Raw genomic sequence first — 25164 nt, 5'->3', positions numbered from 1 at the left:
TCCCACCCGACCGACACCGCCGCGCCCACGCGCGCGTCCTATGCTTGAGGACGATGACACCCGAGTTCCCCGCACCCCGCCTGAGTGCGCTCACCCTTCCCCTGTCCGAAGTTCCCGCGGCCGCGGAGTTCGCCCGCAACCCGGACGTCCGGCGGTTGCTGGGCAGCGCGGACCCGGCCACGTGGATCATGCGCGGCAAGGGAATCGTCGGCCTCGGTCGCGTGGCGGCCTACCGCGTGCGGGGCGGGACCCGATTCACCTCCGCGCGCGTGTGGTGGGACGAGCTTCGCCAGGATGCGACCGTGCATGACTCCGTGCAGCGCCCAGGCACCGGTTTGCTGGCCTTCGGGGCGTTCGCGTTCGCGCCGTCCTCCACGGTGGACTCCGGGCTCATGGTCCCCGAGCTCGTGATCGGCACCGACGCCCATGGCGCGTGGCTCACCCTGATCTCCACCGGACCGTCCGAACCCACGGTCGAGGACGTCGACGCCGCGTGGCGTCGCCTCGTGCGCGCCGCACCCGCGGTGGCGCGGCCCGAGGAACCGGACGCAGCGGCGTCGTCGTACCCCACGGCCGTGCCCGGGGCCCTGGACGAACAGCGCTGGATGGAGGCCGTCGCGGACGGCGTGGGGATGATCCGCGCGGGGGAGCTCGACAAGCTCGTGCTCGCGCGGGACGTGGTCGTGGACACCGGGCGGCCCATCGAACTCGGTGCGGTGCTGGGGCGGTTGAGCGAACGCTTCGCCACGTGCTGGACGTACTGCGTGCGCCTGGGCCCGGAGCAGGAAGGCTCCGAGCAGGAGGGCCCGGACGACGGGGAGGGTGCGGGCCGGTTGCTCGGCGCGACCCCCGAGATGCTCATCCGGGTGCATCGCGGCACCGCCACGGCCCGTGTGCTCGCCGGGACCCTGGACCGCCAGGACCTGCCGGACGGCGCCAACCCCGAGGACTTCGCCGGTACCGAGCTGGGCGGGTCCGAGAAGCAACAGCGCGAACACCGCTTCGCCGTGGACTCTCTGATCACGGGGCTGTCCCCGTACGCGGATGAGGTCTCCGGCGGCGAGCACCCCTTCATCCTGGCGCTGCCGAACGTGTGGCATCTCGCGTCGGACGTCACCGCGCAATTGCGTGCGGGCGTGGACGGGACCCTGCCCTCGGCCCTCGAACTCGCGGAGGCCGTCCACCCGACCGCCGCGGTGTGCGGGACGCCCACCGAGACCGCCGGGGCCGTGATCGAGGACCTCGAACGCATGGACCGTGGGCTCTACGCCGGCCCTGTGGGCTGGCTCGACGGCGCGGGTAACGGCGAGTGGGGCATCGCCCTGCGCGGCGCCGTGCAGCTGGACGCGCACCGGGCGCGCGTGAGCGCCGGCTGCGGGATCGTGGCCGAATCCGATCCGCGCGCCGAGCTCGCCGAGACCTGGGCGAAACTGCGCCCCATGCTCGAGTCCCTGCCCGCACGGTGGGACCGGGAGTAAAGGGATTCCGGGCCGATCCGGGCACCCCGTAGTAAAATCGCCACGAGTTTCACCCGGAACCCCACATCTCCCCGAGGAGCACACATGTCAACCCTGCGCCGACTCGTTCCCGCGCTCGCCGTCCTCTCCGCCGCAGGCTTGGCACTGACCGGTTGTGAATCGACCTCCGGGGGCGGCTCCCAGGCCGGTGGCTCCGACACGTTCACCGTGTGCACCAACTCTCCGTACCCGCCGTTCGAGTTCGAGAAGGACGGCAAGATCGTGGGCTTCGACATGTCTCTGGGGGACGAGATCGCCAAGGACCTGGGCCGGGAGAAGAACGTGGTGCAGGCGAACTTCGAGACCCTCGAGTCCGGAGCGGCGCTGGACACCGACCAGTGCGATGCCGCCATTTCCGGGATCACCATCACGGACGCCCGCAAGCAGTCCGTGGACTTCTCCAAGCCGTACTTCAACGACCAGATCGCCCTGCTGACCACCAAGGATTCCGGGATCCGCGACTTCGACTCCGTGGGGGACAAGACCGTGGGCGTACAGCAGGCCACCTCCGGTGAGCAGTTCGCCAAGGACAAGCACCTGAAGACCCAGCAGTTCGAGGACGTGGAGCTCATGTTCCAGTCCCTCGAGTCCGGTGGCGTGCAGGCCGTGTCCGGGAACATCTCCACGCTGTCCAAGCGCGCGAAGGACAACCCGGACCTCGAGGTCGTGCAGACCGTGGACACCAACGAGAACCTGGGCGTGGCCGTGAAGAAGGGCAACACCGAGATCCTCGACTCCGTGAACAAGACCCTGGACCGCATCACGAGCGACGGCACCATGGACAAGATGAAGAAGGAGTGGATGGGCCTGTAGGCTCCACTCCCCGAGAGCAGGACATCCGTGCCGGGCGGTGTGACACCGCCCGGCACGCATATGTGGGCAACCCACGGACAGGGAGACATCCATGGCCATGACCACCCGGCAGCGCGCCAAGCTGTCGCGGGGCATCCAGTACGCCGTACTCGTCGTCGTACTGGTAGCACTCGTGTTCCTCGCGGACTGGAACGTGCTCTACCAGCGCGTGTTCAACCCCGAGGTCGCACTGAACCAGTTCCCCGGGATCATCACCGTGGCGCTGAAGAACACCCTGATCTACACGGTCCTGGGCTTCGTGGTGGGCCTGACCCTGGGTGTGGTCCTCGCGCTCATGAAGCTCTCCTCCGTGGCGCCCTACCGGTGGATCGCGACCCTCTACATCGAGTTCTTCCGCGGCGTGCCCGCGCTGCTCGTGTTCCTGGCCCTGGGCTACGGCATCCCCCTGGCCTTCGGCTTCCGCTTCAACCACTACGTGACCGTGATGATCGCGCTCGGCGTGGTCGCCGCCGCGTACATCGCCGAGTCCCTCCGCGCAGGTCTGCAGGCCGTGCCCCCGGGGCAGTACGAGGCTGCCCGCTCCCTGGGCATGTCCCACACCCGCGCCATGGTCACGATCGTGATCCCCCAGGCCCTGCGCATCGTCCTGCCGCCGCTGACCAACGAGGTCATCCTGCTGACCAAGGACTCCTCCCTGGTCTATCTGCTGGGCATGGGCGTGCAGCAGTACGAACTCACCAAGTTCGGCCGCGAAGGCATCTCCGACGCCGGCGCCGGGCTGACCCCGCTCGTCGTGGCCGGCATCTGCTACCTGATCATCACCGTGCCGCTGGGGCTTCTGTCCCGCCACTTCGAAACCAAGACCGACCGGGTCAAGAAGTCCTAGGAGCTCCCAGTGTCCACTTCCGCAGCCTCCCCCGATCCCGCATCCTCCGACCCGTCGGCGACCCCCGGGGCGGATCCCGCCCGGGGTTCCCAGCACGACGCCGCCTTTACTGCACGTCCCAGCTCTGCCGCGACCGGTCCGGGCCGTTCCGCTGCCCCGTCCCCGGGTGCATCTCGCGCGTCCTCCGACGACGCCGCTGCCGCGTCCGACCGGGGCCACTCCGGTTCCGCCGCGGTGCACGTGCGCGAGCTGCACAAGTCCTACGGGGACCTCGAGGTGCTGCGCGGGATCGATCTGGACGTGGCCACAGGTGAGGTCGTGTGTCTGATCGGGCCCTCCGGTTCCGGCAAGTCCACCCTGTTGCGCTGCCTCAACCTCCTGGAGTCCCCGCAGTCCGGGACCATTTCCGTGGGCGGGTTCACGGTCACGGACCCAGATCTGGACGTGGACGCCATGCGCCGCCGCGTGGGCATGGTGTTCCAGCAGTTCAACCTGTTCCCCCACCTGAGCGTGCTCGAGAACTGCACGGTGTCCCAGGTCAAGGTGCTCAAGCGCTCCAAGGAGGAGGCCAAGCGCATCGCCCTGGCGAACCTGGAACGCGTGGGTCTGGAGGCCAAGGCCGGCCAGCGGCCCACCCAGCTCTCCGGCGGTCAGCAGCAGCGCGTGGCGATCGCGCGGGCGCTGTCCATGGACCCCGATCTGATGTTGTTCGACGAGCCCACCTCCGCTCTCGATCCCGAGACCGTGGGCGACGTCCTCGCGATCATGCGCCAACTCGCGGATGACGGGATGACCATGCTCGTGGTGACCCACGAGATGTCCTTCGCACGCGACGTCGCCGACCGCGTGGTGTTCATGGACGGCGGCGTGGTCGTGGAACAGGGCCCCGCCCGCGAGGTCATCGGCTCACCCCAGCACGAGCGCACCCGCACGTTCCTCTCCCGGGTCCTCAACCCCACCACGGTGGACACCCCGGAGTAATCCGCCCGCCGACTCCCGTGCAACGGGGGCCCCGCCCACGTGATCCCGCAGCAATGGGCGGGGCGCTCGACGCCGCGTGGAAGCACACGACGACGGCGCCGCTGTTCGGGAAGAACAGCGGCGCCGTCGTGGTGGAACACGGGTGCCGAGCGGGTGCCCGACCGGATCGGTGGATCAGACGCGATCCGTGACAGGGATGTCGGTGGCGGACCCCCGGATGTCCTGGGTCTCGAGGATCTCCTCGGCCTTGGCCTTGGCCTGTTCCACCGTGCGCTGACGCGGGACGAGGATGGTCACGAGCGCACCGAACAGGGCCACGGCACCGAAGATGTAGAACGCGGTGGCTCCTCCCAGGTTGGCGGCCAGGAGCCACCCGCCGATGAGTGGGCCGAAGATCCCGCCCAGGCGGCCGGAGCCGGAGTCCCCAGGCCACGCCGGCGGCACGTGCGTTGGTCGTGTAGTCGTTGGACGTGAAGCCGTAGATCAGCACCTGGGTACCCAGGGTGCCCACACCGGCGATCGCGATGACGATGAACAGCACCGGCAGCGGTTACGCGAAGGTCATAAGCGCCAGGGTGATGGCCGCGAGCACGAACGTGGTGGCCACGATGCGCTGCGGGCCCGAACGGTCCGCGAGCTTGGAGGCGAGCATGCCGCCGATCACCGCGCCCGAGTTGAGCACCGACGTGGCGCTCATTACTCGACCTCGGTCCTGACCGAGGGCGTGACCCATGGCACTGGGAGCACCCCTGGGTTTTACCAGGGGTGCCTCTTTCCCGAATTATGAATGAATCGGCGTGATTGAAACACGCACCCTATGGTGAGGACACCTATTCACCGGCGTTCACGGTGGTCCCGGCGGGGTTGGCCGGCATCCCTCGGGTCGCGCATCCCGCGCCGATGCAGCGCGCCCACCCGATCACGACGTCATGAGCGGCCCCTGCGGGAGGCGATGAACCGCGGTCAGCCCCGGTTCACCATCCCGGAGGGCCGCACCGAGATTACCTCGACCTGAGAATCCCGCGTGGCGTCCACTGCCGTGCGCACCGCCGCGGCAATCTGCTCGGGGCGGATCCAGTCCTCGGGGTGGTACTCGTTGCCCATGTACGCCTGCAGTTCCTCCTGCATGTCCGTGGCCACGCGCCCCGGGTGCACCGAGCTCACGCGCACGCCGTTCTCGCGTTCCTCCTCACGCAGCGCGTCGGTCAGGGCGCGCAGGGCGAACTTGGTCCCGGAGTACAGCGCCGCCGACGGGCCCGAGGTGAACCCCGAGCCCGAGTTGATGGCCACGACGTCACCGCCGGCCACGCGCAGCTGGGGCAGGGTCAACCGGGACAGCTGGGCCACGGAGATCACGTTGACGTCGAAGATCCGCTCCCACTGCTCCCGCGTGGCCTCCTCCACCCGCGCTTGCGGTGCGATCCCGGCCGAGTGGACCAGCACGTTGAGACCCTCGAACTCGTCCCGCAGGGGTTCCCATGCCTCGGCGACCTCCTCGTCCGAGCTCACGTCCGCGGTGAACGCCCGGGTCCCCGGACCCAGCCCGGCGAGTTCGTCGCGGACCCGCTGGACGTCGGCGGCGGAACGTCCGCCCACGAAGACGATGTGGTCCCGTGCGAGGTCCTGCACGATGGCCCGGCCGATGCCGCGGGTGGCGCCCGTGACGAGCGCGGTGCGGACGGTGGTCGTGTGAGTGCTCTGCTCAGTCATGACGCCATGCTAACGAGCGCCCCGGACACCATGGGCGGCGCATACGGCCGCGGCCGGCCCGGGACGGTACGCACGGCGCACGGCGCACGGCGCACGGTGAAAAACATGTGAGCGCCGAGTGGCATTCACTCCCCCGCGCGAGGCTCCCGTTCGGAGGGCTCGCCCTCAAGGTACTCCCGCACCGCTCGCGCACCGGCGTCCCTGGCGGCCACGTTGAAGTCCCGCAGGCTCTGCCGGTCCAGTGTGACCTCGATGACCCGCCGGCCGGCCACGGGTGCGGCGAGCGCGGCGGCGAGTTCGATCGCGGTGTCCGCGCCCACGTACTGGACCCCGTACGCCGCACACAGCTCCGCGATCCCCACCGTGTGGGGGGTTCCGAAGAAGCGCTCCACGGTCGCGGTGTAACGCGGGTCCCGGCCCAGGTCCCCGTGTTCCAGGGTCTGGAAGATCCCGCCGCCGGAGTCGTTGACCACGATCATGTGCAGGTCCGGAACGCGTTCGCCGGGTCCCAGGAGCAGTCCCCCGGCGTCGTGCAGGAACGTCAGGTCCCCCATGACGGCACGCACGGGCCGCCCCGTCCCCAGTCCCACGCCGTGCGCGGTGGCCACGGTCCCGTCGATCCCCGCGAGCCCGCGGTTGGCGATCACCGCCAAGGGCCCCCGGGCGCGGGCCACGAGATCCAGGTCCCGAACGATGTTGGAGGACCCCGCCACGAGTACCGACCCGTCCGCGCACGCTGCGTCCCACACTGCCCGCGCTACGTGCAGGCGCGTCAGCGAGGGTTGGTCGTCCGCGAACCGCAGCACCGCGGCGTCGGCGGCGGCTCCCGCCTCGCGCCACGCCTCGAGCCACCCGGGTTCCGCGGGTCCGACGGCGCTCGCTGCCTCCTCGAACGAGCCCACCGCGTCCTCGGGGCGCCTGCCGTGCTCGAACCACGGGGCGGGATCGGGTCGCACGGCGATCACCCGCACGTCGGGGCGCTTGAGCAGCGCCGAGACACGGCGACTCAGGGTCGGGCGGCCCACGAGGATCACCGAGTCCACGCGCTCACCGAGGGGTGAGTCCAGCACGCTCTCGTAGGACGCGATGGCGGCCTCTCCCGCGCGCGCCTGGGACGAGGGTTCGGCGAGCAGGGGCAACGAATGCTCCAGCGCGAAACGCTCGGTGGTAGGCCCCGCGCCGTCGCCGGCAAAGATGAGGGGATGCGCGGTGCCCGCGGTCGCCGAGGGTGCCGGGGGCGCCGAAGACTCAGAGTCGGAAGACACCCGCCGCGCGGCATTGGAACGCATATCCGCGCCGTCGGCCTCGGAAGTCACACGCACGGGCTCGTTCCATGGCGCCGACTCCGCGATTCGCACCGATTCGGCGGGCGGGAGGAACGGCTCCAGGAGCACCGACCACGGGTGCACCCGGATCCGCGCGGCACCCACGGAACGCACGGGCCGCACCTCCCTCGCGAGGTCGCGGGCCCAGCTGCGCAGGTGACGGTGGTCGTCGTCGCACACGGGGTACAGCGGATCGCGCAGGGCCACGTTCACATGCACGGGTCCGGGCGGATCCTGCGCATCGCCAGGTAGGGCGGCCAGGACGTGATCCAGCAGGGACTCGGTGTCCTCGCAGTGCTCCGCCCACGACAACTGCGGATCGTCCGGCGGCAGCAGGTCCACCGCCGCGCGCACGAAGTTGGCGAACATCCCGGGTTGCCGCGTGGTCTGGTTCGCGCCGGTGCCGCGCAGTTCGGGCGGGCGGTCGGCGCTGAGCACCACCAGGGGGACCCCCGCGTGGGAGGCCTCCATGACCGCCGGGAGCAGCTCACCCACGGCCGTCCCGCTCGTGGTCACCACGGCGCACGGCAGGCCCGTGGAGCGGGCGATGCCGAGGGCGGTGAAGGCGGCGTCGCGCTCGTCGATCCGCACGTGTACCGACAGTGCACCGCTGGCCTGCGCTGCGGCCGCGGCATATGCCAGCGGCGCGGAACGCGACCCCGGGGACACCACGAGGTGTTCCATCCCGCGCATCGCGAGGGCGCGCAGGACGGCGGTGGCCGAGACGTGGCTGGGGCTGATCACGCTCCAGAGCGTACCGACCGGCACCGACACGCACAGCGGCCCCGGTGCCGCGCCGTCGTCGACGACGTGGACCGGGGCCGCAAAGGTCACTCAGGGACGGCTCAGATGGCCCACTCCCCCGCGTCCGCGCGGAGGTTACCCAGCACACCCGGGGTGTTGACGCTGTCGTCCTGCACCATGCCCGCGGCCTGCGTGCGACCGGACTGTGGGTCGATGAGCAGGAACGAGCCCAGCGCGTGCGACTGCGTGTACGCAGTGGTGAACAGCGGTTCGGCCACGCGCACGGTCACCCGGCCGATATCGTTGAGCTCGAACGACTCCACCGATTCCGCGGCGAGGCTCTCGAGGTTCAGCCGCCCGTCGAGCGAGCCCACGATCCCGCGCACCACGCGCGTGGTGTGCTTGAGCAGCACGCGCTGGCCCTCGCGCAGGGGCTTCTCGTCGTCGAGCCAGCACACCACGGCCTCCACCGACTTGGTGCCCGACGGCGCCCCGGCCGGTTCCGCGATCAGGTCACCGCGCGTGATGTCGATCTGGTCCGCGAGCGTGAGGGTCACGGACTGCCCGGCCACGGCGTACTCGGCGGGAGCCCCGGCCACGTCGATGCGCTCGACCGTGGTGGTGCGCCCGGCCGGTTGCACGGCGACCTTGTCCCCCACGGCCACCGAACCGGAGGCAATCTGGCCCGCGTAGCCGCGGTAGTCCACGAACTCCGGGGACAGTGCGGCGGACTGCGGGCGGATGACGCACTGCACGGGCAGCGCGAACCGTTCCGCCTGGGTGAGCTCGGACGAGTCCGGGAGGTTCTCGAGCCAGCTCAGCAGGGACGGACCGTCGTACCACGGGGTGTCCTGGGAGGCCTCGACCACGTTGTCGCCGCGCAGCGCGGAGACCGGGATGATCCGCAGGTCCAGCACACCCAGTTCGTCCGCGAGTTCGTGCAACTGTCCGCTCAGTTCCCGGAACGCTTCTTCCGCATCGGGCAACAGGTCGATCTTGTTGACTGCGACGATCAGGTGCGGCACTCCCAGCAGGGCTCCGACAGCCAGGTGGCGCCGGGTCTGCTCCATGATCCCGTGGGTGATGTCCACGAGCACGATCAGCGCGTCCGCGGTGGAGGCACCCGTGACGGTGTTGCGCGTGTACTGCACGTGCCCCGGGCAGTCCGCGAGGATGAAGCTGCGCGCGGGCGTCGCGAAGTAGCGGTAGGCCACGTCGATCGTGATGCCCTGCTCGCGTTCGGCCCGCAGCCCGTCCGTGAGCAGCGCGAGGTCCGCGGCGTCCAGGCCGCGGGACTGGCTGACCCGTTCGATCGCGTCGAGCTGGTCCACCAGGATGTTCTTGGTGTCGTGCAGCAAGCGGCCCACGAGCGTGGACTTGCCGTCGTCCACGCTGCCGGCCGTGGCGATCCGCAGCAGGCTTGCTCGGTTCTCGGTGCTCATCTCTAGAAGTAGCCCTCTCGTTTGCGGTCCTCCATGGCGGCCTCGGACACGCGGTCGTCCGCGCGGGTGGCCCCGCGTTCGGTGAGGGTGCTGGTCATGACCTCAGCCAGCACCTCCTCCGCGGTCGTGGCCGGGGACTCCACGGCACCCGTGCAGCTCATGTCACCCACGGTGCGGTAGCGCACGGTGCGCTGCTCCACGGTCTCGTTCTCCCGCGGGCTCACGTACTCACCCACGGCGAGCCACATCCCGTCGCGGCTGATCACGTCCCGCTCGTGGGCGTAGTACAGCGGGGGCAGGTCGATGCCCTGCTCGGTGATGTAGGACCAGATGTCCAACTCGGTCCAGTTGGACAGCGGGAACACCCGCACGTGCTCACCGGGGCGGTGGCGCGTGTTGTACAGGCTCCACAGTTCGGGGCGCTGGTTACGCGGATCCCACTGGCCGAACTCATCGCGCAGGCTGATGATGCGTTCCTTGGCGCGGGCTTTCTCCTCATCACGCCGGGCGCCGCCGTAGACGACGTCGTGCTTGCCCTCCGTGATCGCGTCCAGCAGGGGAACGGTCTGCAACTGGTTGCGGGTGCCGTCCGGGCGCTCAGCCAGGCGGCCGTCGTCGATGTAGTCCTGGACCTTGGCGACCTCCAGACGGATCTTCAACCGCTCCACGGTGCGGTCCCGGAACTCCAGGACCTCCGGGAAGTTGTGCCCGGTGTCCACGTGCAGCACGGGGAACGGGATGGGGGCCGGCCAGAAGGCCTTGGCGGCCAGGTGAAGCATGACCACCGAGTCCTTGCCGCCGGAAAACAACAGCACGGGGCGCTCGCCCTCGGACGCGGTCTCGCGGAAGATGTGGATGGACTCGGCCTCGAGACGCTGCAGCTGGGAGAGTGTCACGGACTCGGAGGTGGTCGTGGTCATAGGTGGATCCCGCATTCTGTCTTGCCCACACCGGACCAACGACCGGCGCGGGGGTCTTCTCCGGGCGCGACCTTGCGCGTGCACGGTGCACACCCGATGGACGGGTAGCCCTGGCCCAGCAACGGGTTGACCACCACGAGGTTCTGCTCGGCGTAATCGACCACGTGGTCGAAGCTCCAATCCACCACAGGGTTGAGCTTGACCATCTGGTGGTGCTCATCCCACTCCACAGGCGCGGCGTTCGCGCGGTGGGGTGTCTCCTCGCGCCGCAGCCCGGTCACCCAGGCCTCGTAGCCGGCCAGGGCCTTGTCCAGCGGCGCGACCTTGCGCATCCCGCAGCACAGGCCCGGGTCACGGTCGTGGAGCTTGGGACCGTACTTGGCGTCCTGCTCGGGCACGGTCAGCTCGGGCAGCAGGGTCCGCACGTTCACTGGCCAGTCCGAGGCGAAGCGATCGCGGGTCTCGAGGGTCTCCGGGAAGTGGTAGCCCGTCTCCAGGAAGAGCACGTCCACGTCCTTGACGTGATTGCTCACCAGGGCGGGGACCACGGTGTCGGAGGCCATGGAGCACGCGACCGCGAGCTTCTTCCCGAAGGTCTCGGCGGCCCACGCGAGCACCTCGTCCGGGTCCGCATCCCGCAGTCCGAAGCGCTGCTGCGCCTCCTCGACGAGCGCCTTGAGCTCCTCGACGGAGCGGGTGCGTCCGGGGGAAGCGGCCGCGGGGTCCTGCTCGATGGTCGTGGTGTGAGCGGACGACGACGCGTCCGCCGCGCCGCTGTTGCCTGCGGTGTCGGTCCTGGTCATTTCAGTGAATCCTCCTGGGCGTTCAGGGCCCACTCGGCGAAGCTCTGGTGAGCCTCGCGCTCGTCGAGGAACGTGCGGGTGACACGCTCCACGTAGTCGGACAGGTCGTCTGCGGTGATCTTCAGCCCGCGCACGGTGCGACCCAACCCGCCCTCCTCGCGGTCCGGGGAGGCCAGGCCGCCGCCCAGGTGCACCTGGAACACGTACTCCTCACCGATGTACTGGCCCTTGAGGCCGATGTCCGCGGTCTGGATACGCGCGCACGAGTTGGGGCACCCGTTGATGTGCAGGGAAATGGGGGTGGGGATCTCCACATCCTGGAGGCGCTGCTCCATGTCGTCGATCACCCGTGCGGCAAGACCCTTGGTCTCCACGAACGCGAGCTTGCAGAACTCGATCCCGGTGCACGCGATCGTGGACCGGCGGAACGGGCTGGGCTTGGCGTGCATCCCCCACGGGCGCAGCGCCTCGATCAGGGAATCCACGTTCTCCGGGGCCACGTCCAGCACCAGGACCTTCTGGTGCGGGGTCAACCGGATCCGGCCGGAACCGGCGGCCTCGGCGGCGTCGGCGAGCGCCACGAGGGCGTCACCGCTCAGGCGACCCGCGGTCAGCGCGAAGCCCACGTACTTCTTGCCGTCGTTCTGTTCGTGGACCCCCACGTGATCCGCGTGACCCACGGCGCGCTCGGGGGCGGGACCGTCCGGCAGCTCGCGACCCAGGTACTCGTCCTGGAGCACCTGGCGGAACTTCTCCGGGCCCCACTCGGCGAGCAGGAACTTCAACCGGGCCTTGGTGCGCTGCTTGCGGTAGCCGTAGTCGCGGAAGATCGCAGTGACCCCGGCCCACACGGGCACGACGTCCTCCGGCGCCACGAACGCACCCAGGCGCTCCCCCAACCGCGGGGACACGGACAGTGCACCGCCCACCCACAGGTCGTAACCGGGACCGAGTTCCGGGTGGTTGACCCCCACGAAGCTGACGTCGTTGATCTCGTGCACCACGTCCAGGGTGCGGCTGCCGGTGATCGCGGTCTTGAACTTGCGCGGCAGGTTCACGTAGTCCGGGTTGCCCACGAACTCTGTGCGCAGCGCCTCGAGCTCGGACGTGGGATCGATGATCGGATCCGCCTCGACGCCCGCCACGGGGCTGCCCAGGAACACGCGGGGGGTGTCACCGCACGCCTCGAGGGTCGTGAGCCCCACCGAGTCCAGCCGTTCCCACATCTCGGGGACGTCCTCGATGCGCAGCCAGTGCAGCTGGATGTTCTGCCGGTCGGACACGTCCGCGGTGCCGCGCGCGAAATCCCGGGAGATGCCACCCAGCACGCGCGTCTGCTCCGTGGTCAGCTGTCCGCCGTCTAGGCGGATGCGCTGCATGAAGTACTCGTCCGAGAGCGATTCGGCGTCCAGCTTGGAGGTCGACGCACCGTCCACGCCCTGCTTGCGCTGCGTGTACAGGCCCAACCAGCGGAACCGCCCGTGGACGTCGTCCGCGGGGATCGAGGCGTACCCCGTCTTGGAGTACGTGTCGATGATCCGCTGCCGGACGTTGAGCGAGTTCTCCTCCGCTTTGAACTCCTCGTTGTGGTTCAGCGGCGTGCGGCCGCTAACCTTCCACTGGCCCAGATCGGTGCCCTTGCGGGGTCCGCGCACGCGGCCGGACGCCGCGGCGGGGGCCTTGTCCTGGGTGTCGGCGGAGGGTGTCATGGGTGCTCCTTGGGTGAGGGGGAGGCAAGTCGCTCCAACGTACCGAGCGAGCCCTCAGTGCAGCGATTCACCGTCACAAACCCGTCACATAGCCGGCATTCCCCCTGGTCACCCGCGGGTACAGGCCGACGTCGCTCGACCGGCACCGCGGCGTCGTCGCCCGCTGTTCCCGGGCACGACGACGCGGGCGGAACCGCGGTCCCCGCGATCCCGCCCGCGCATGCATGTGGTGGTGCTACCAGCTCAGCCCTCGAAGGACTTGGGCGCCTGGCGAGCGCGGCGCTTGAGCTCGGCACTGCTCTTGCCCTGGTACCCGCGGTACTTGGGGCCGTTCTTGCCGTTCTTGCGGCGCTTGTCCTGGTTGCGGCCCTTACCCGGCTTGTCGCTCACGCCACCGGGGAACTCGGGCTGGTCCTCGCGGTTCTTGTGGAAGACCTGGACCACCGCGGGGCGCGGCATGGAGAACTCGCCGGCCCCGGCGCGCGTGGGCAGCACGTAGTCGGGGAAGTACGAGCGGGGCTGCTCGAACGTGCCGTCCTCACCGGGGTGCTGCACGGCCACGTAGACCATGCCCTCGGTGTCGTGGATCACGGGACCGCACGTCTCCGCGTCCTGCGGCACGGCCAGGAACTGCTGCACGCGACCGCGATTGGCACCCTGGAGGTCCACCTTGAACAGACCGTCGTTGTAGCCGATCTTGGAGGGCGCACCGTCCGTGGAGATCCACAGGTTGCCGGCCTTGTCGAAGGCCACGTTGTCGGGGCACGAGATCGGGGAGACCTTCTCCTTGGGGAACCCGCCGAAGTACGTCCCCGAATCCTTGGTGGGGTCACCGCACACGAGCAACAGGTTCCAGTCGAAGCGCGTGGCCTGGGGCCGGTTATTGCGCTCGGTCAGTTCCAGGATGTACCCGTCACGGTTGCCGGTGCGGGGATTGGCCTCGTCCACGTCCGCCTTGCCGGGCTTGCCGCGATCGGAGTTGTTGGTCAGCGCCGCGTACACCTTGCCGGTGTGGGGGTTGGGCTCCACATCCTCCGGGCGGTCCATCTTGGTGGCGCCAGCCTTGTCCGCGGCGAGGCGGGTGTAGACCAGGACCTCCTCCACGGACATGCCGCGGACCATGGACTTTCCACCCTTGAGCAGGGGCAGCCACTCGCCGGTGCCGTCGAACTCGCCGTCGCGGGGCAGCTGGCCCGTCCCAGTGATCTCGGGGGCCTGGGAGTTGCCGCGCAGCCGGGCCACGTAGAGGTCGCCCTCGGAGAGCAACTTCATATTGTGGGCCTTGTCGCCCTTGCGGTATTTGCGGGACGAGACGAACTTGTAGATGTACTCGAACTTCTCGTCGTCACCGGAGTACGCGACCACCGTGCCGTCGTCACCCACGCGCACGTTCGCGCCCTCGTGCTTGAAGCGGCCCAGCGCGGTGTGCTTGATGGGCGCGGAGTTGGGGTTCTGCGGGTCGATCTCCACGATCCAGCCGAAGCGGTTGGGCTCGTTCTTGTACCCCTCGATCCGGGCGTCGAAGCGCTTCTCCACCTCGGGCCAGCGGCGGGACGGCATGGTCGTGGGGAAGCCGTAGCGCTTCTCCTCGGCGGTGCCGGAGGTGATGAAGTACTGGTGCACGTTCTCCTCACCGGAGAGCACCGTGCCCCACGGTGTCACACCGCCAGAGCAATTGTTCTGGGTGCCCAGCACACGCTTGCCGGTGGGGTCGTCCTGCGTCTTGAGCAGATCGGACCCCGCGGCGGGCCCGTCCATCACGAACGTGGTGGTCAGCGTGATGCGACGGTTGCGAGCGCCACCGCGCACATAGGTCCACGGCTCCCCCACCTTGGTGCGGGAGATCTCCACGACCGACATGCCGTGCGCCTGGATCGTGGTCTTGACCATGTTGGTCAGGTTGGTCTTGTCGTAGCCCGCCGGGAACATGGTGTTCTCGTTGGTGTACTCGTGGTTGTTCACCAGCACGCCCGTGAGCCCGTTCGGGTCCGGGATGATGTCCAGATAGTCCGAGTTGAACCCGAACTGCTTGGCTTGCGCTTCGGGGGTCTGGTTCTTGGGGTCGAACTCCGGGGAGTCGTAGAACAGGGGGTCACCCCAGCGGATGATGGGCGACCAGTCGTAGCCCTTGGGCACCGAGAGGTCGTCCACGGTCATGTCCACGGGCTTGATGGGCGTGAAGTCCAGGCGGGCACGGCCCTGACCCCAGTAGGCGTAGGTGGCCTCGGCCGGCTGGGCAGTCGCGGCGACCACACCCACGGTCACGGCCCCGGCCATCCCCAGCCCCAGGGCGGCACGGCGGCTGACGGCTGCGGAGATGACGTCGTGCACGTACTCGTTGCCGGATGTGTTCGCGTCCGGGGTCATGCACTGGCTACCGCACTTGAGTTCACACGTGAGCGGGCTTCGCTTGCCGTTGACGTGGCCCAGCATGGGCAACAGGCGACGGCGTTCGGGTGCTTGGGTCATGGCGTGGCTCCCTGGGTGGGACATGCGTTGATGCATGTCAGCGAGTGGTTCCGCTGCTCAGCCCACCATCACGGCGTAATCGCCACGCAACCACCGGGCGAACGACGGGTTAATTGCGCGTCTGTCACGGACCACCTTCGGGGCCCCGCACGCCGCGTGCCGCATTGTGGCGACTTTGGGTCCCGGGCTGCATACAGGGGCGGGTTTCACCCCCCCGTTGACGTGCTGGGGAAAGTTCGAGCCACCTTGGCCCCTCATCATGGATCGGGACTGCTGTACGGGGGGGGTGACATCTGATCTGGCTTGCCCGTCGGGCGGCCTGGAAGGATATGCACCATGCCCGCTGCATATCCCCGAGAGTTCCGCGAAGACGTCGTTCGTAAGGACGCGTTCTGCGGGCGGATCGTGGGCTACTCCATGGATTCCCGGATGAAGGCCCGCCTCGCGGTGAACGCACTGGTCAATGCGGCCACGCGGCGCGGGAATCTTTCTTCGCGTTGCTGCAGAAGAACGTCCTCGATCGCCGTCGCTGGCGGACCCGTGACGAGCTGCGGATCGCGATTATCACCTGGATCGAACAGGCCTACCACTGGCGCCGTCGACAGGTTCGCCTGGGCCGTTTGACCCCGATGGAATGCGAGACCATCATGAACCCAGCCGTGGACCTCGCGGCTTGACACTACAACTGTCACCTCACCGTGCAGCAGTGCCCATGCCTACATGGAGGATTTGAAGGCGCTGCACGGCGACCGTATCGAGGTTCACCTGGATGATCGGGGGAGAACTCTGGATGTCGTTGATCTCGTGAGCAACGTTGCCGATGGCACCGAGCTGTACATGTGCGGACCCATTCGCTTGATGGATGCTGTCCGCAGGGCGTGGTCCGATAACGGCCTGGACCCTACCAATTTGAGGTACGAGACGTTCGGGAACAGTGGATGGTACGAGGCCGAGCCCTTCGAAGTCCATATTCCCCGATTGAACTTCAGGACCACCGTGAATTCGGATGAGTCGATGCTCGAAGCGCTGGAACGCGGAGGTGTGGACACCATGTCGGATTGTCGCCGGGGAGAGTGTGGTCTCTGTCAGGTGAAGATTCTGGAGCTTTCCGGGGAAGTTGATCATCGAGACGTCTTCTATTCCGACCGCCAGAAGGCCCCGAACGCTACAATGTGCTGCTGCGTCTCCCGCGCAGTAGCAACTCGACCGGATTCAACTCCGGAAAACCTCGCACAGTCAGCCCTCGTAACCATCGACGTTCCCTGAAAGGCATGTTTTGGACATTCGCCGTAAGATCGACATTTCCAAGATGTCGGCATATCAATGGGTCATTGTTGCACTAGCCGCGTTTCTCAACGCCCTCGACGGGTACGACGTGTTGGCAATGGCCTTCACCGCGACCTCCGTCTCCAAGGAGTTCGAACTCACAGGAGCCCAGCTGGGCTGGCTGCTGAGTTCCGGTCTGATCGGCATGGCTGCTGGGTCACTCTTGCTGGGCCCGTTCGCTGATCGTTTCGGACGTCGCAAGATCTTGTTGGTCGCGGTTGGCATCAATGCCGTAGGTTTGTTCCTTTCCGCCACGGCGAACTCCGCCCTTGAGCTGGGCGCATGGCGAGTCATCACCGGGCTGGGTGTGGGCGGCATCCTCGCAACGGTTACGGTCATCACCAGCGAGTACTCCAATGTGAAGAATCGCGGCATGGCCATCAGTATCTACACCGCCGGCTACGGGGTGGGTGCGACACTGGGTGGAATGGGCGCCACCCAGCTGATTCCCGCTTTCGGATGGCGCTCCGTGTTCCTTGCCGGCGGCCTTGTGACATTGTTCGCAGCCGTTTTGATCCTGGTGATCCTGCCAGAATCTGTTGATTACTACCGTGTCCGACGCCCCAAGAATGCCGAAGAGAAGTTGGCTGGAATTGCCCGACGGATCGGGCTCAAGGGGGACGTTTTCCTGGGGGATGCACCCACCACAACCAATTCGTCACAGGGTAGCGTAACTCAGCTGCTTGGTGGCCGGTACCGGGTTTCGACCATCCTGCTATGGGTATCGTTCTTCGTCATCATGTTCGGCTTCTACTTCGCGAATTCGTGGACGCCGAGACTTCTGGTTGAATCCGGGATGACGGAGCAACAAGGCATTGTGGGGGGTCTGATGCTGACCATGGGTGGAACCTTCGGTTCGCTGATCTACGGTGTTCTGACCATTCGGCGTAACGCGCGCAACACGCTCGTGGTGTTCACTATTCTTGCGGCCGTGCTATTGGTGGTATTCATTACTACTACATCAATTCCGGCTCTCGCATTCCTGAGTGGTGTTGTCGTGGGAATGCTCATCAACGGCTGTGTTGCGGGACTCTACACCGTGGCGCCTCAGACGTATGCGCCGGAGGTGCGAGCAACCGGTGTCGGATGGGGTCTCGGAATTGGCCGGGTGGGAGCCATTCTGGCACCCATTCTGGTGGGCACCCTCCTCGACGGCGGCTGGTCACCGACCCAGCTCTACATCGGGGTTGCGGTCGTGGTAGCTCTAGCAGCCTTCGCGGCCTCGCGCTTGAAGCCCCATATCGATACTCCTTTGGTTGAATCCGCCACCGAGGAGCCCACTCCGGCTGCCCGTCGCTGAACCGGACTTGCCAAGAAGGGGCCGATCCTACCCATGCGTAGTGTCGGCCCCTTCCGCCGTCTAAACGTCCCCGCCCCGCAGCACCTCGTACGTGCGGGAGATCCGCTCGAGCCACCAGTCACGGCGCGGGCCCGTGACCGCGTGTTCCGTCAACAGATCCTCCGAGACCGCCACGTCCCGCACCGGGAGGTAGCCATCCACCGGGCGCAGGGGCTCGGCGGTGACGTCCGCGGTCATCAGGGACAGCGTCCCGAGCCCGCACGCGTACGGCAACTCCGGTAACGCCGCGGCGAGTGCCACGCCCGCCCGGATCCCCACCGAGCTGTCGATCGCGGAGCTGACGACGGCGGGCAGCCCGGCCTGCGCCACGATCTCCAGCGCCCGGCGTACCCCGCCCAGGGGTGCGACCTTGACCACGATCAGATCCGCCGCGTCGGCCCGAGCCACGGCCAGCGGGTCCTGCGCCTTGCGCACGGATTCGTCCGCGGCGATCAACAATTTGTTCCCCGCGTCCCGCAGCCGACGGCGCACGTTGGCCAGCCCCGGCACGGTGGCCACGGGTTGCTCGGCGTACGCGAGCTCGAACTCGCTCAGGGTGGTGAGTGCGCATACGGCGTCGTCCTCGCTCCAGCCCATGTTCGCGTCCACGCGCAGTTGCGCGTCCGGGAGGGCGGCGCGCACGGCGGCGACGCGAGCGACGTCGTCCGCGAGGCTCTGTCCGCGTTCGGCGACCTTGATTTTCACGGCGTGCACCGCGCCGCCGTACCCCGCAAGGACCTCCGGGACGCGCTCGGCGGGGACGGCCGGGACCGTGGCGTTGACGGGCACCCGGGTGCGCACGGGGTCGGGGAACCCGGTCCATGCCACCTCGATGCCCGCGCGCAACCACGACGCCGCTTCGGCGTCCTCGTACTCGGGGAAGGGGCCGAACTCGCCCCAACCCGCCGGGCCGTGGAAGACCACCGTTTCCCGGGCGGTGACCCCCCGGAACCGCACGCGCATGGGCAGGGAGACCACCCGAGCGGTATCGAGCAGATCGGACAGTGGGGGTATGGGCGTCACCGAAGAGAGCATGGCCCTAGGGTACGTGTCCGCCTTGATCGAAACGTCGGTTACTGTCCCCTGTTTGGCGTTACTGCATAGAGTTTGAGCCCATAACTTTTTGTGTAAATGCATTTGTTTACATGCGAAACGCACCTTTATGCCGCTGCGCGCCGGAAGTCTTCCCTCGACACCCCACACCCCGTGGGCCGTTCGGCCCACGGAGCGTTCGCAGTCGCAATTACGTGCCACAACGCATGGTTGTGCCCGACGTATTCTGGAGGGGTCACAGGTGTCGTGAGTCCGGGGGGATGATCGCGACACCACAGGGGGAATCGGGGGATTCGTGTTGCATGTCTTTGCGCTGTCCGAAATCGCGTCCGTGGGGGAAACGTTGCAGGCGTTCCTGCAGGGCGGCAGCCGCGTGCTGTTGATGATCGCCATGGTGCTGTTCCTGGCGTACCTGCTGTTCTTCCTCAGCACGGTGTCCATCGCGAGCGCCATCACCACGTGGCACCAGATCCGGCGCAGGCCCCGTCAGGCCGCGCACCCGCGCGAGATGGCGCCCGTGACCGCCGCCGAGGACCAGCCGTACCAGGAGCTGCCCGCGCGCGGTCGGCACGCGCTGAAGGTGAAGGGCTGAACCGTGATCCTGGTCTTCGGTCATCGTATCGACCTCATCCTGGTGCTCGCCGTGGTCCTCGTGGCCCTGAGCGTCCTGTACGGCATGTTCATCCTGGTGCTCTCCCGCTTCGAACCGCAGCGCTCGCAGCACCGTAGGGTGAAGATCGCCACCGTCCCCGGCCACCACAAGGTGGTCTTCGTGATCCCGTGCCTCAACGAGGAACGCGTCCTGCGGCCCAGCCTCGAGCGGCTCGTCGGCTTGGACCACCCGGACCTCCAGATCATGGTGATCGACGACGGTTCCGACGACGGCACGGCCGAGATCGTGCGCTCGTTCCCGGACCCGCGCGTGCACCTGTTCCAGCGCACCCTGCCCCACGCCCGCGAGGGGAAGGGCGAGGCGCTCAACGCCGCCATCCAGTACCTGCGCACGAGCGATCTGATCGCCGGGACGTCTCATTCTGACGTGGTCGTGTGCGTCATGGACGCGGACGGACGTCTGGACCCGCACGCCCTGGACGACGTCATGCCCCTGTTCAAGGACAACCGCCTGGGCGCGGTGCAGATCGGCGTGCGGATCAACAACCGCCAGCAGAACCTCCTGGCCCGGATGCAGGACCTCGAGTTCGTGCTCTACACCCACGTGTTCCAGCGGGGCCGCCGACACCTGGGCAGCGTGGGACTCGGCGGCAACGGCCAGTTCGTCCGGCTCTCCGCGCTCGACGGGCTGGGTGTGTCCCCGTGGTCGCGCAGCCTCACCGAGGACCTGGATTTGGGCGTGCGACTGCTCATGGACGGGTGGCAGACCGAGTTTGTCTCCACCGCGTCCGTGCACCAGCAGGGACTCGTGGACGTCAAGCGCTGGGTCAAGCAGCGCACCCGGTGGTTCCAGGGCCACCTGCAGTCCTGGAACCTGGTGCCGTGGGTGCTGCGGGACCTCACCGGCAGCCGCCGAGCGGATCTCTTGTACCACCTGACGAGCCCGTTCCTATTGCTGCTTACGTCCTTCCTGTCCCTGGCGTTCGCCTTCTGGGTGCTGGACCTCGCGGTCGGGATCGTCACGGGTCACGCCGTGGTTTCCGGGTGGTGGCTCTCGTCCTACCTGATCGCGTTCGGACCCGCGCTGCTCTACGGGCTGGTGTACTGGTCGCAGGAACGTCACAGCGGTCTGAACCCGGTCAAGGCCGTGGGCCTGGTCCACCTCTACGTGCTCTACGCCATGCTGTGGTACGTGGCCGGCTGGAAGGCCGCGTGGCGCGCGGTGCGCGGCCACAACGGCTGGGCCAAGACGGAACGCGTGGTCGAGAACCAGGAGCAGGTGGACTCCTCGGCCCGGGAGCTCACGGTGGAGGCCCATGCATGAGGAAACGCGGCGTCGTCGTACTCGTCGCGACGATCGTGCTGGTGCTCGCGGTGATGGCCGTCATGAATAACCTGTGGCGCGTGCAGCCGTGGGCGGACGGGGAGGTGCACGGGCGCTGGCAGGTCATGTACACGGGCTACGGCACCGTGAAGGGCAACGACCGGCAGGTGCTGCTGGAACCCCACACGGCCGAGGCCGCCATCGTGACCCACGGGGCGCTCGTGCACACGGTGGAGAACTACGACGACGCCGACTTCGCCGTCACGGTGCGCACCGAGGAGCAACTGCGCCGCAATGACGAACCCAATGCGTGGGAAGTGGGCTGGGTGCAGTGGAACCTGCGTGACAACGACCACTTCTACGCGGTGGCGCTCAAACCCAACGGCTGGGAGATCTCCAAGCAGGACCCGGCCTACCCGGGGGCGCAGCGGTTCATCGCGTCCGGTGGGGACCGGACCTTCCCGGTGGGCAGGGACTACCGGGTGGAGATCACGCAGGACTGGCCCAGGATGACGGTCACGGTGGACGGGACCGAACTGGCCACCGTCACGGACGAGGAGACTCCCTACCGAGGTGGCGCGATCGGGTTGTACACGGAGGACGCCAAGGTCCTGTTCCACGATTTCGAGATCATGGGGCAGGGCTGACGGGATCGTCCGCGCCGGGCTGGCGCGGGGTGCGCACGGCGTGCTCTTCGACAACACCGGTGCCGCCGCGGACGCCAACGCCATGCACGCGATCGCCACGGGCAACCTGCTCACACACTTCGGGAGGACCGAACTCAAGCCGGTGGCCGACTACACGGACGCCATGGTCGAGAACTACGACGCCGCGGTGTACATCGGCGCCGACCACCGCGTCCCGCTCCCCCAGGCCTTCCTGGACGACGTCCGCTCTACCGACAAGCCCGTGATGTGGTTGGGCCGCAACATCGAAGCCCTCGCGGGTCCCGACGGCGCGCAGAACGCCCAGTTCCGGGACAAGTACCGCTGGGACCCCCGCGCCGCGACCACGGTGGACAGTTCCAAGGTCACCTCGGTCGAGTACCAGGGCGAGAAGGTGCACCGGGAGACCCAGGGTGCCCCTGAGATCGTGGTCCCGTTCACGGGCACGAACGACAAGGTGGAGGTCCTGGCGACGTCGCAGTGCACCGAGCGCGGTAAGCCCACCTCGTGCACGCCGAACGGTTCCCCGGAGGCCCCGTGGGCCATCCGCTCCGCGAACCTCACCTATTTGGCCGAGGTGCACCTGGACTACATCGACGCGAACGACGTGTACCTGGTCTACACGGATCTCTTCTACGACCTCGTGGGTTCGGACGCCCCCGCGGTGAAGCAGGCCGCGGTGCGCCTGGAGGACGTGGGCCCGGAGTCCGACCCGAAAGACCTGCGCCGCGTGGCCCAGGACGACGTGGACGAGTGGAAGGACCGCCTGGACGCGGGACGCTCCGTGATGGAGCACGCCGGTCTGGGTGAGCCCACGATCTTCGAGACACCGCACTACGGCGGTTCCGTGAACTCGTACGTGGCCATGGCCCAGGAGTACGACGCGCGCTACGAACAGGGCGACTACTACGCGGGCATCCTCACGGGGCAACCCTCCGAAGCCGGTAAGTCCTACAGCCAGCAGTTCCCATTCACGGTGAGCGATATCTACGGCGGAACGGTGTACCCCGAGAACCTGGGCAACATCACCGAGGGCGAGCAGAACAACCATGCCGCCCGCACCCCGGAGTTCCTGGTCTCACGGGCCAATGCGAACCTGACCGTGCGCGAATCCACCGCGAGCTTCTTCTTCCACCCATACCTGGACATTGAGTACCTCAAGAAGACGGTCACCGGCATCAAGAAGCTGGGGTACGAGTTCCGACCGGTCACGGAGCTGAAGTAGCGTCCGGGTCGGCGCCCCCGGGCGGGCACCCTGGACCCAGAACGTGCGAACACCCGGCCAGGATCACTGACCGGGTGTTCGCACGCGTGTGAACGTCAGGGGTGGGCGGCCTTCGGCGGCCGGGAGCCCCGCACGGTGATCATCCCACCGCGCCCGGGCCCACCGAACTCACCAGGGGTCCGTTCACCCCCGGAGCGTTACTCGCTGATCTCGGAGTTGCTCGTGGGGTCCTCGTCCACGCCCATGCCCGGAACCTCGGGGTTGGCGGCGTTGGACTTGACGGCCTCCTCGATACGCTGACCGATGTTCTCGTCCACGTTCTTCCAGTACTGGAAGGCGTTCGAGAGCACCGGCTCCTCGACACCTTCGAGGGCGCCGGCCACGGTCTGCACGAACCGCGCGCGCTGCGCGTCGTTGAAGACCTCGCGGATCAGGGTGCCCGGCTGACCGAAGTCGTCGTCGTCCTGACGCAAGGTGTAGGCCTCGCGGACCAGAGCGCCGTCGTCCTCCCAGCCATTGTCCACGGGGCCGGTCTCGTCCGACCAGGAGTCACCGAAGGAGTTCGGGGCGTACACCCGCCGGGCACCGCTGTGGTGATACGTCATGCTGCCCTCGAAGTTGTAGGTGTGCACTTCGTTGATCGGGCGGTTCACCGGCAGCTGCTGGAAGTTGGTGCCGACGCGGTAGAGCTGGGCGTCCGCGTAGGCGAAGGTGCGCCCCAGTAGCATCTTGTCCGGGGAGTTGCCGGTGCCCGGGACCATGTTCGCCGGGGAGAAGGCCGCCTGCTCGATCTGGGCGAAGAAATTCTCCGGGTTGCGGTTCAGGGTCATGGTGCCCACCTTGTGCCGCGGGTAGTCCTTCTTGGACCAGGTCTTGGTCAGGTCGAAGGGGTTGAACCGGTAGGTCTTGGCCTCCTCGTACGGCATGATCTGGAAGTACAGGTCCCACTTCGGGTACTCGCCCCGCTCGATCGCCTCGAACAGGTCGCGACGGTGGACGTCGCCATCGGCTCCGGCCAGGCGCTCGGCCTCTTCGTTGCTCAGGCTCTCCACGCCCTGCCGCGACTCGAAGTGCCACTTGACCCAGAACTTCTCGCCCTCGGCGTTGACCAGCATGTAGGTGTGCGAGCCGTAGCCGTTCATGTGGCGCCAAGTCTTGGGCAGGCCGCGCTCACCCATCAGGTAGGTGACCTGGTGGGCGGACTCGGGGTTGTTGGTCCAGAAGTCCCACTGCATGGTGCCGTCACGCAGCCCGGAGTCCGGCAGGCGCTTCTGCGAGCGGATGAAGTGCGGGAACTTCATGGGGTCGCGCACGAAGAAGATCGGGGTGTTGTTCCCGACCATGTCGAAGTTGCCTTCTTCGGTGTAGAACTTCAGGGCGAAGCCACGGACGTCACGCCAGGTGTCCGGGGAGCCCAGCTCGCCGGCCACGGTGGAGAAGCGGGCCAGCATCTCGGTCTTCTTGCCCGGCTGCAGGAAGTCCGCCTTGGTCCACTGCGAGACGTCCTCGGTGACCTCGAAGGTGCCGAACGCGCCGGCGCCCTTGGCGTGCGGACGACGCTCGGGGATGTTCATCCGGTTGAAGTGCTGCAGGGTCTCCACCAGCTGGTGGTCATGCAGCACGATCGAACCGTTGGGGCCGGTGGTCAGCGAGTTGCGGTCGCTGACAGCGGGGATGCCGGCCTGGGTCGTGGACCCGGTGGCGTGCGGGGTGGGTTCCGTCATCGCGTACTCCTTGATGGGGTTGGGATGGGTGGGTGAACCGGTGGCCCAGATGGGTTCCCGGAGCTCAGGGGTCTAGACGGGCACCGCGGTCGCACCGGCCCGCTGGGCCGAGCAGTCGGAACACACGCCTTGGTAGACGACATCGGCCACGTGGATGCTCATCCCGTGGGTCTCGCTGGGAGTCAGGCACGGTGCATGCCCCACGGCACAGGCCACGTCCTCGATGCGTCCACACACCGTGCACACGGCATGGTGGTGGTTGTCATCGACCCGGGTCTCGTACCGCGCCGGGGAGTTCGCCAGGTCCAGTTGGCGCAACAGTCCGGCGTCCGTGAGCGAGTGCAGCACCACGTAGATGGACTGCACCGTGATCTCCGGTAATGCCGTGCGCACGTCCGCGAGCACCTCGTCCGCAGTGGCGTGCTGGTGGCGCTCGAGCGCGTCCAACACCGCCAGCCGGGGCTTGGTGACCCGCAGTCCGGCCGCCCGGATCCGATCGGTCCACGGCACGGGCACGACGGCGCCGCCGCCGTTCTCCCGTCCCCCGGGCTGATCGGTCAGAGTGGTCGAGGTCATA

The 25164-nt window shown here is 67.8% G+C and carries 22 protein-coding genes and 1 pseudogene; 11 read left to right on the top strand and 12 right to left on the bottom strand.

The features are described from left to right. The first annotated feature begins 53 nt into the window (after window positions 1–53). From A5728_RS08945 to A5728_RS08930, 4 genes are all read left to right on the top strand, one after another. Window positions 54–1478: an isochorismate synthase MenF gene (locus A5728_RS08945; RefSeq protein WP_064846691.1), complete on the top strand. Its 1425-nt coding sequence runs from the start codon at window positions 54–56 to the stop codon at window positions 1476–1478. Between the two features lie 84 nt (window positions 1479–1562). Beyond that, complete coding sequence (locus A5728_RS08940; protein WP_064846690.1) at window positions 1563–2330, top strand: ABC transporter substrate-binding protein; 768 nt, start codon at window positions 1563–1565, stop codon at window positions 2328–2330. A gap of 91 nt (window positions 2331–2421) precedes the next feature. After that, window positions 2422–3216: an amino acid ABC transporter permease gene (locus tag A5728_RS08935; RefSeq protein WP_064846689.1), complete on the top strand. Its 795-nt coding sequence runs from the start codon at window positions 2422–2424 to the stop codon at window positions 3214–3216. A 234-nt stretch (window positions 3217–3450) separates the two neighbouring features. Continuing rightward, window positions 3451–4197: an amino acid ABC transporter ATP-binding protein gene (locus A5728_RS08930; RefSeq protein ID WP_064846722.1), complete on the top strand. Its 747-nt coding sequence runs from the start codon at window positions 3451–3453 to the stop codon at window positions 4195–4197. A gap of 174 nt (window positions 4198–4371) precedes the next feature. Here the strand turns inward: A5728_RS08930 and A5728_RS14500 are convergent, their stop codons facing one another. The 9 genes from A5728_RS14500 to A5728_RS08890 form a co-directional block, all read right to left on the bottom strand. Then, complete coding sequence (locus tag A5728_RS14500; protein ID WP_064846688.1) at window positions 4372–4641, bottom strand: MFS transporter; 270 nt, start codon at window positions 4639–4641, stop codon at window positions 4372–4374. A gap of 106 nt (window positions 4642–4747) precedes the next feature. Further along, complete coding sequence (locus tag A5728_RS14495; protein ID WP_197493138.1) at window positions 4748–4894, bottom strand: hypothetical protein; 147 nt, start codon at window positions 4892–4894, stop codon at window positions 4748–4750. Between the two features lie 266 nt (window positions 4895–5160). Next, entirely contained in the window at window positions 5161–5907 is a 747-nt protein-coding gene (locus A5728_RS08920) for an SDR family oxidoreductase (RefSeq protein ID WP_064846687.1), read from the bottom strand. A gap of 125 nt (window positions 5908–6032) precedes the next feature. Beyond that, window positions 6033–7976: a 2-succinyl-5-enolpyruvyl-6-hydroxy-3-cyclohexene-1-carboxylic-acid synthase gene (menD, locus tag A5728_RS08915; RefSeq protein ID WP_064846721.1), complete on the bottom strand. Its 1944-nt coding sequence runs from the start codon at window positions 7974–7976 to the stop codon at window positions 6033–6035. A gap of 101 nt (window positions 7977–8077) precedes the next feature. Next, window positions 8078–9418: a sulfate adenylyltransferase subunit 1 gene (locus tag A5728_RS08910; protein WP_035960185.1), complete on the bottom strand. Its 1341-nt coding sequence runs from the start codon at window positions 9416–9418 to the stop codon at window positions 8078–8080. A 2-nt stretch (window positions 9419–9420) separates the two neighbouring features. Further along, on the bottom strand, window positions 9421–10353 hold the full coding sequence (gene cysD / locus A5728_RS08905; protein ID WP_035960192.1) for a sulfate adenylyltransferase subunit CysD: 933 nt from the start codon (window positions 10351–10353) through the stop codon (window positions 9421–9423). Continuing rightward, window positions 10335–11141 carry a phosphoadenylyl-sulfate reductase gene (locus A5728_RS08900; RefSeq protein WP_231885587.1) on the bottom strand — a complete coding sequence of 269 codons (807 nt, stop codon included), beginning with the start codon at window positions 11139–11141 and terminating at the stop codon, window positions 10335–10337. Before A5728_RS08900 ends, cysD begins: the two co-directional genes overlap by 19 nt. Next, window positions 11138–12850, bottom strand: coding sequence for a nitrite/sulfite reductase (locus A5728_RS08895; RefSeq protein WP_064846686.1), 1713 nt, complete (start codon window positions 12848–12850; stop codon window positions 11138–11140). Before A5728_RS08895 ends, A5728_RS08900 begins: the two co-directional genes overlap by 4 nt. A gap of 243 nt (window positions 12851–13093) precedes the next feature. Further along, window positions 13094–15319: a PhoX family phosphatase gene (locus tag A5728_RS08890; protein ID WP_064846685.1), complete on the bottom strand. Its 2226-nt coding sequence runs from the start codon at window positions 15317–15319 to the stop codon at window positions 13094–13096. Window positions 15320–15700: 381 nt separating this feature from the next. On the opposite strand from A5728_RS08890, the pseudogene A5728_RS14160 reads away from it, so the two are divergent. From A5728_RS14160 to A5728_RS08880, 3 genes and pseudogenes are all read left to right on the top strand, one after another. Beyond that, a pseudogene (locus A5728_RS14160) lies at window positions 15701–15996 on the top strand (IS3 family transposase); the annotation flags it as partial. A 43-nt stretch (window positions 15997–16039) separates the two neighbouring features. Further along, window positions 16040–16585: a flavin reductase family protein gene (locus A5728_RS13625; RefSeq protein WP_082943356.1), complete on the top strand. Its 546-nt coding sequence runs from the start codon at window positions 16040–16042 to the stop codon at window positions 16583–16585. 10 nt (window positions 16586–16595) lie between these two features. Continuing rightward, window positions 16596–17945, top strand: coding sequence for an MFS transporter (locus A5728_RS08880; RefSeq protein WP_064846683.1), 1350 nt, complete (start codon window positions 16596–16598; stop codon window positions 17943–17945). Between the two features lie 60 nt (window positions 17946–18005). Here the strand turns inward: A5728_RS08880 and A5728_RS08875 are convergent, their stop codons facing one another. Next, complete coding sequence (locus A5728_RS08875; protein ID WP_064846682.1) at window positions 18006–19019, bottom strand: o-succinylbenzoate synthase; 1014 nt, start codon at window positions 19017–19019, stop codon at window positions 18006–18008. Window positions 19020–19332: 313 nt separating this feature from the next. Between A5728_RS08875 and A5728_RS08870 the strand changes: the two genes are divergently transcribed. The 4 genes from A5728_RS08870 to A5728_RS08855 are packed head-to-tail and all read left to right on the top strand — an operon-like array spanning window position 19333 to window position 22863. Beyond that, complete coding sequence (locus A5728_RS08870; protein ID WP_064846681.1) at window positions 19333–19629, top strand: hypothetical protein; 297 nt, start codon at window positions 19333–19335, stop codon at window positions 19627–19629. Window positions 19630–19632: 3 nt separating this feature from the next. Further along, window positions 19633–20973 carry a glycosyltransferase family 2 protein gene (locus tag A5728_RS08865; RefSeq protein ID WP_064846680.1) on the top strand — a complete coding sequence of 447 codons (1341 nt, stop codon included), beginning with the start codon at window positions 19633–19635 and terminating at the stop codon, window positions 20971–20973. Then, the gene (locus A5728_RS08860; protein WP_064846679.1) at window positions 20970–21620 is read left to right on the top strand and encodes a family 16 glycoside hydrolase; all 651 of its coding nucleotides are present in this window, start codon (window positions 20970–20972) and stop codon (window positions 21618–21620) included. Before A5728_RS08865 ends, A5728_RS08860 begins: the two co-directional genes overlap by 4 nt. Window positions 21621–21660: 40 nt before the next feature. Further along, window positions 21661–22863, top strand: a complete 1203-nt coding sequence (locus A5728_RS08855) for a DUF2334 domain-containing protein (RefSeq protein WP_064846678.1) — start codon at window positions 21661–21663, stop codon at window positions 22861–22863. A 197-nt stretch (window positions 22864–23060) separates the two neighbouring features. On the opposite strand, the gene A5728_RS08850 is transcribed toward A5728_RS08855, so the two are convergent. Next, window positions 23061–24587, bottom strand: a complete 1527-nt coding sequence (locus tag A5728_RS08850) for a catalase (RefSeq protein WP_064846677.1) — start codon at window positions 24585–24587, stop codon at window positions 23061–23063. A 72-nt stretch (window positions 24588–24659) separates the two neighbouring features. Continuing rightward, window positions 24660–25163: a Fur family transcriptional regulator gene (locus tag A5728_RS08845; RefSeq protein WP_231885586.1), complete on the bottom strand. Its 504-nt coding sequence runs from the start codon at window positions 25161–25163 to the stop codon at window positions 24660–24662. Window position 25164: the final 1 nt, after the last annotated feature.

Origin of the sequence: Kocuria sp. ICS0012 (assembly GCF_001665945.1) — a bacterium.
Taxonomy (GTDB): Bacteria; Actinomycetota; Actinomycetes; order Actinomycetales; family Micrococcaceae; genus Kocuria; species Kocuria marina.
This window is presented reverse-complemented; position numbering and strand designations above follow the sequence as displayed.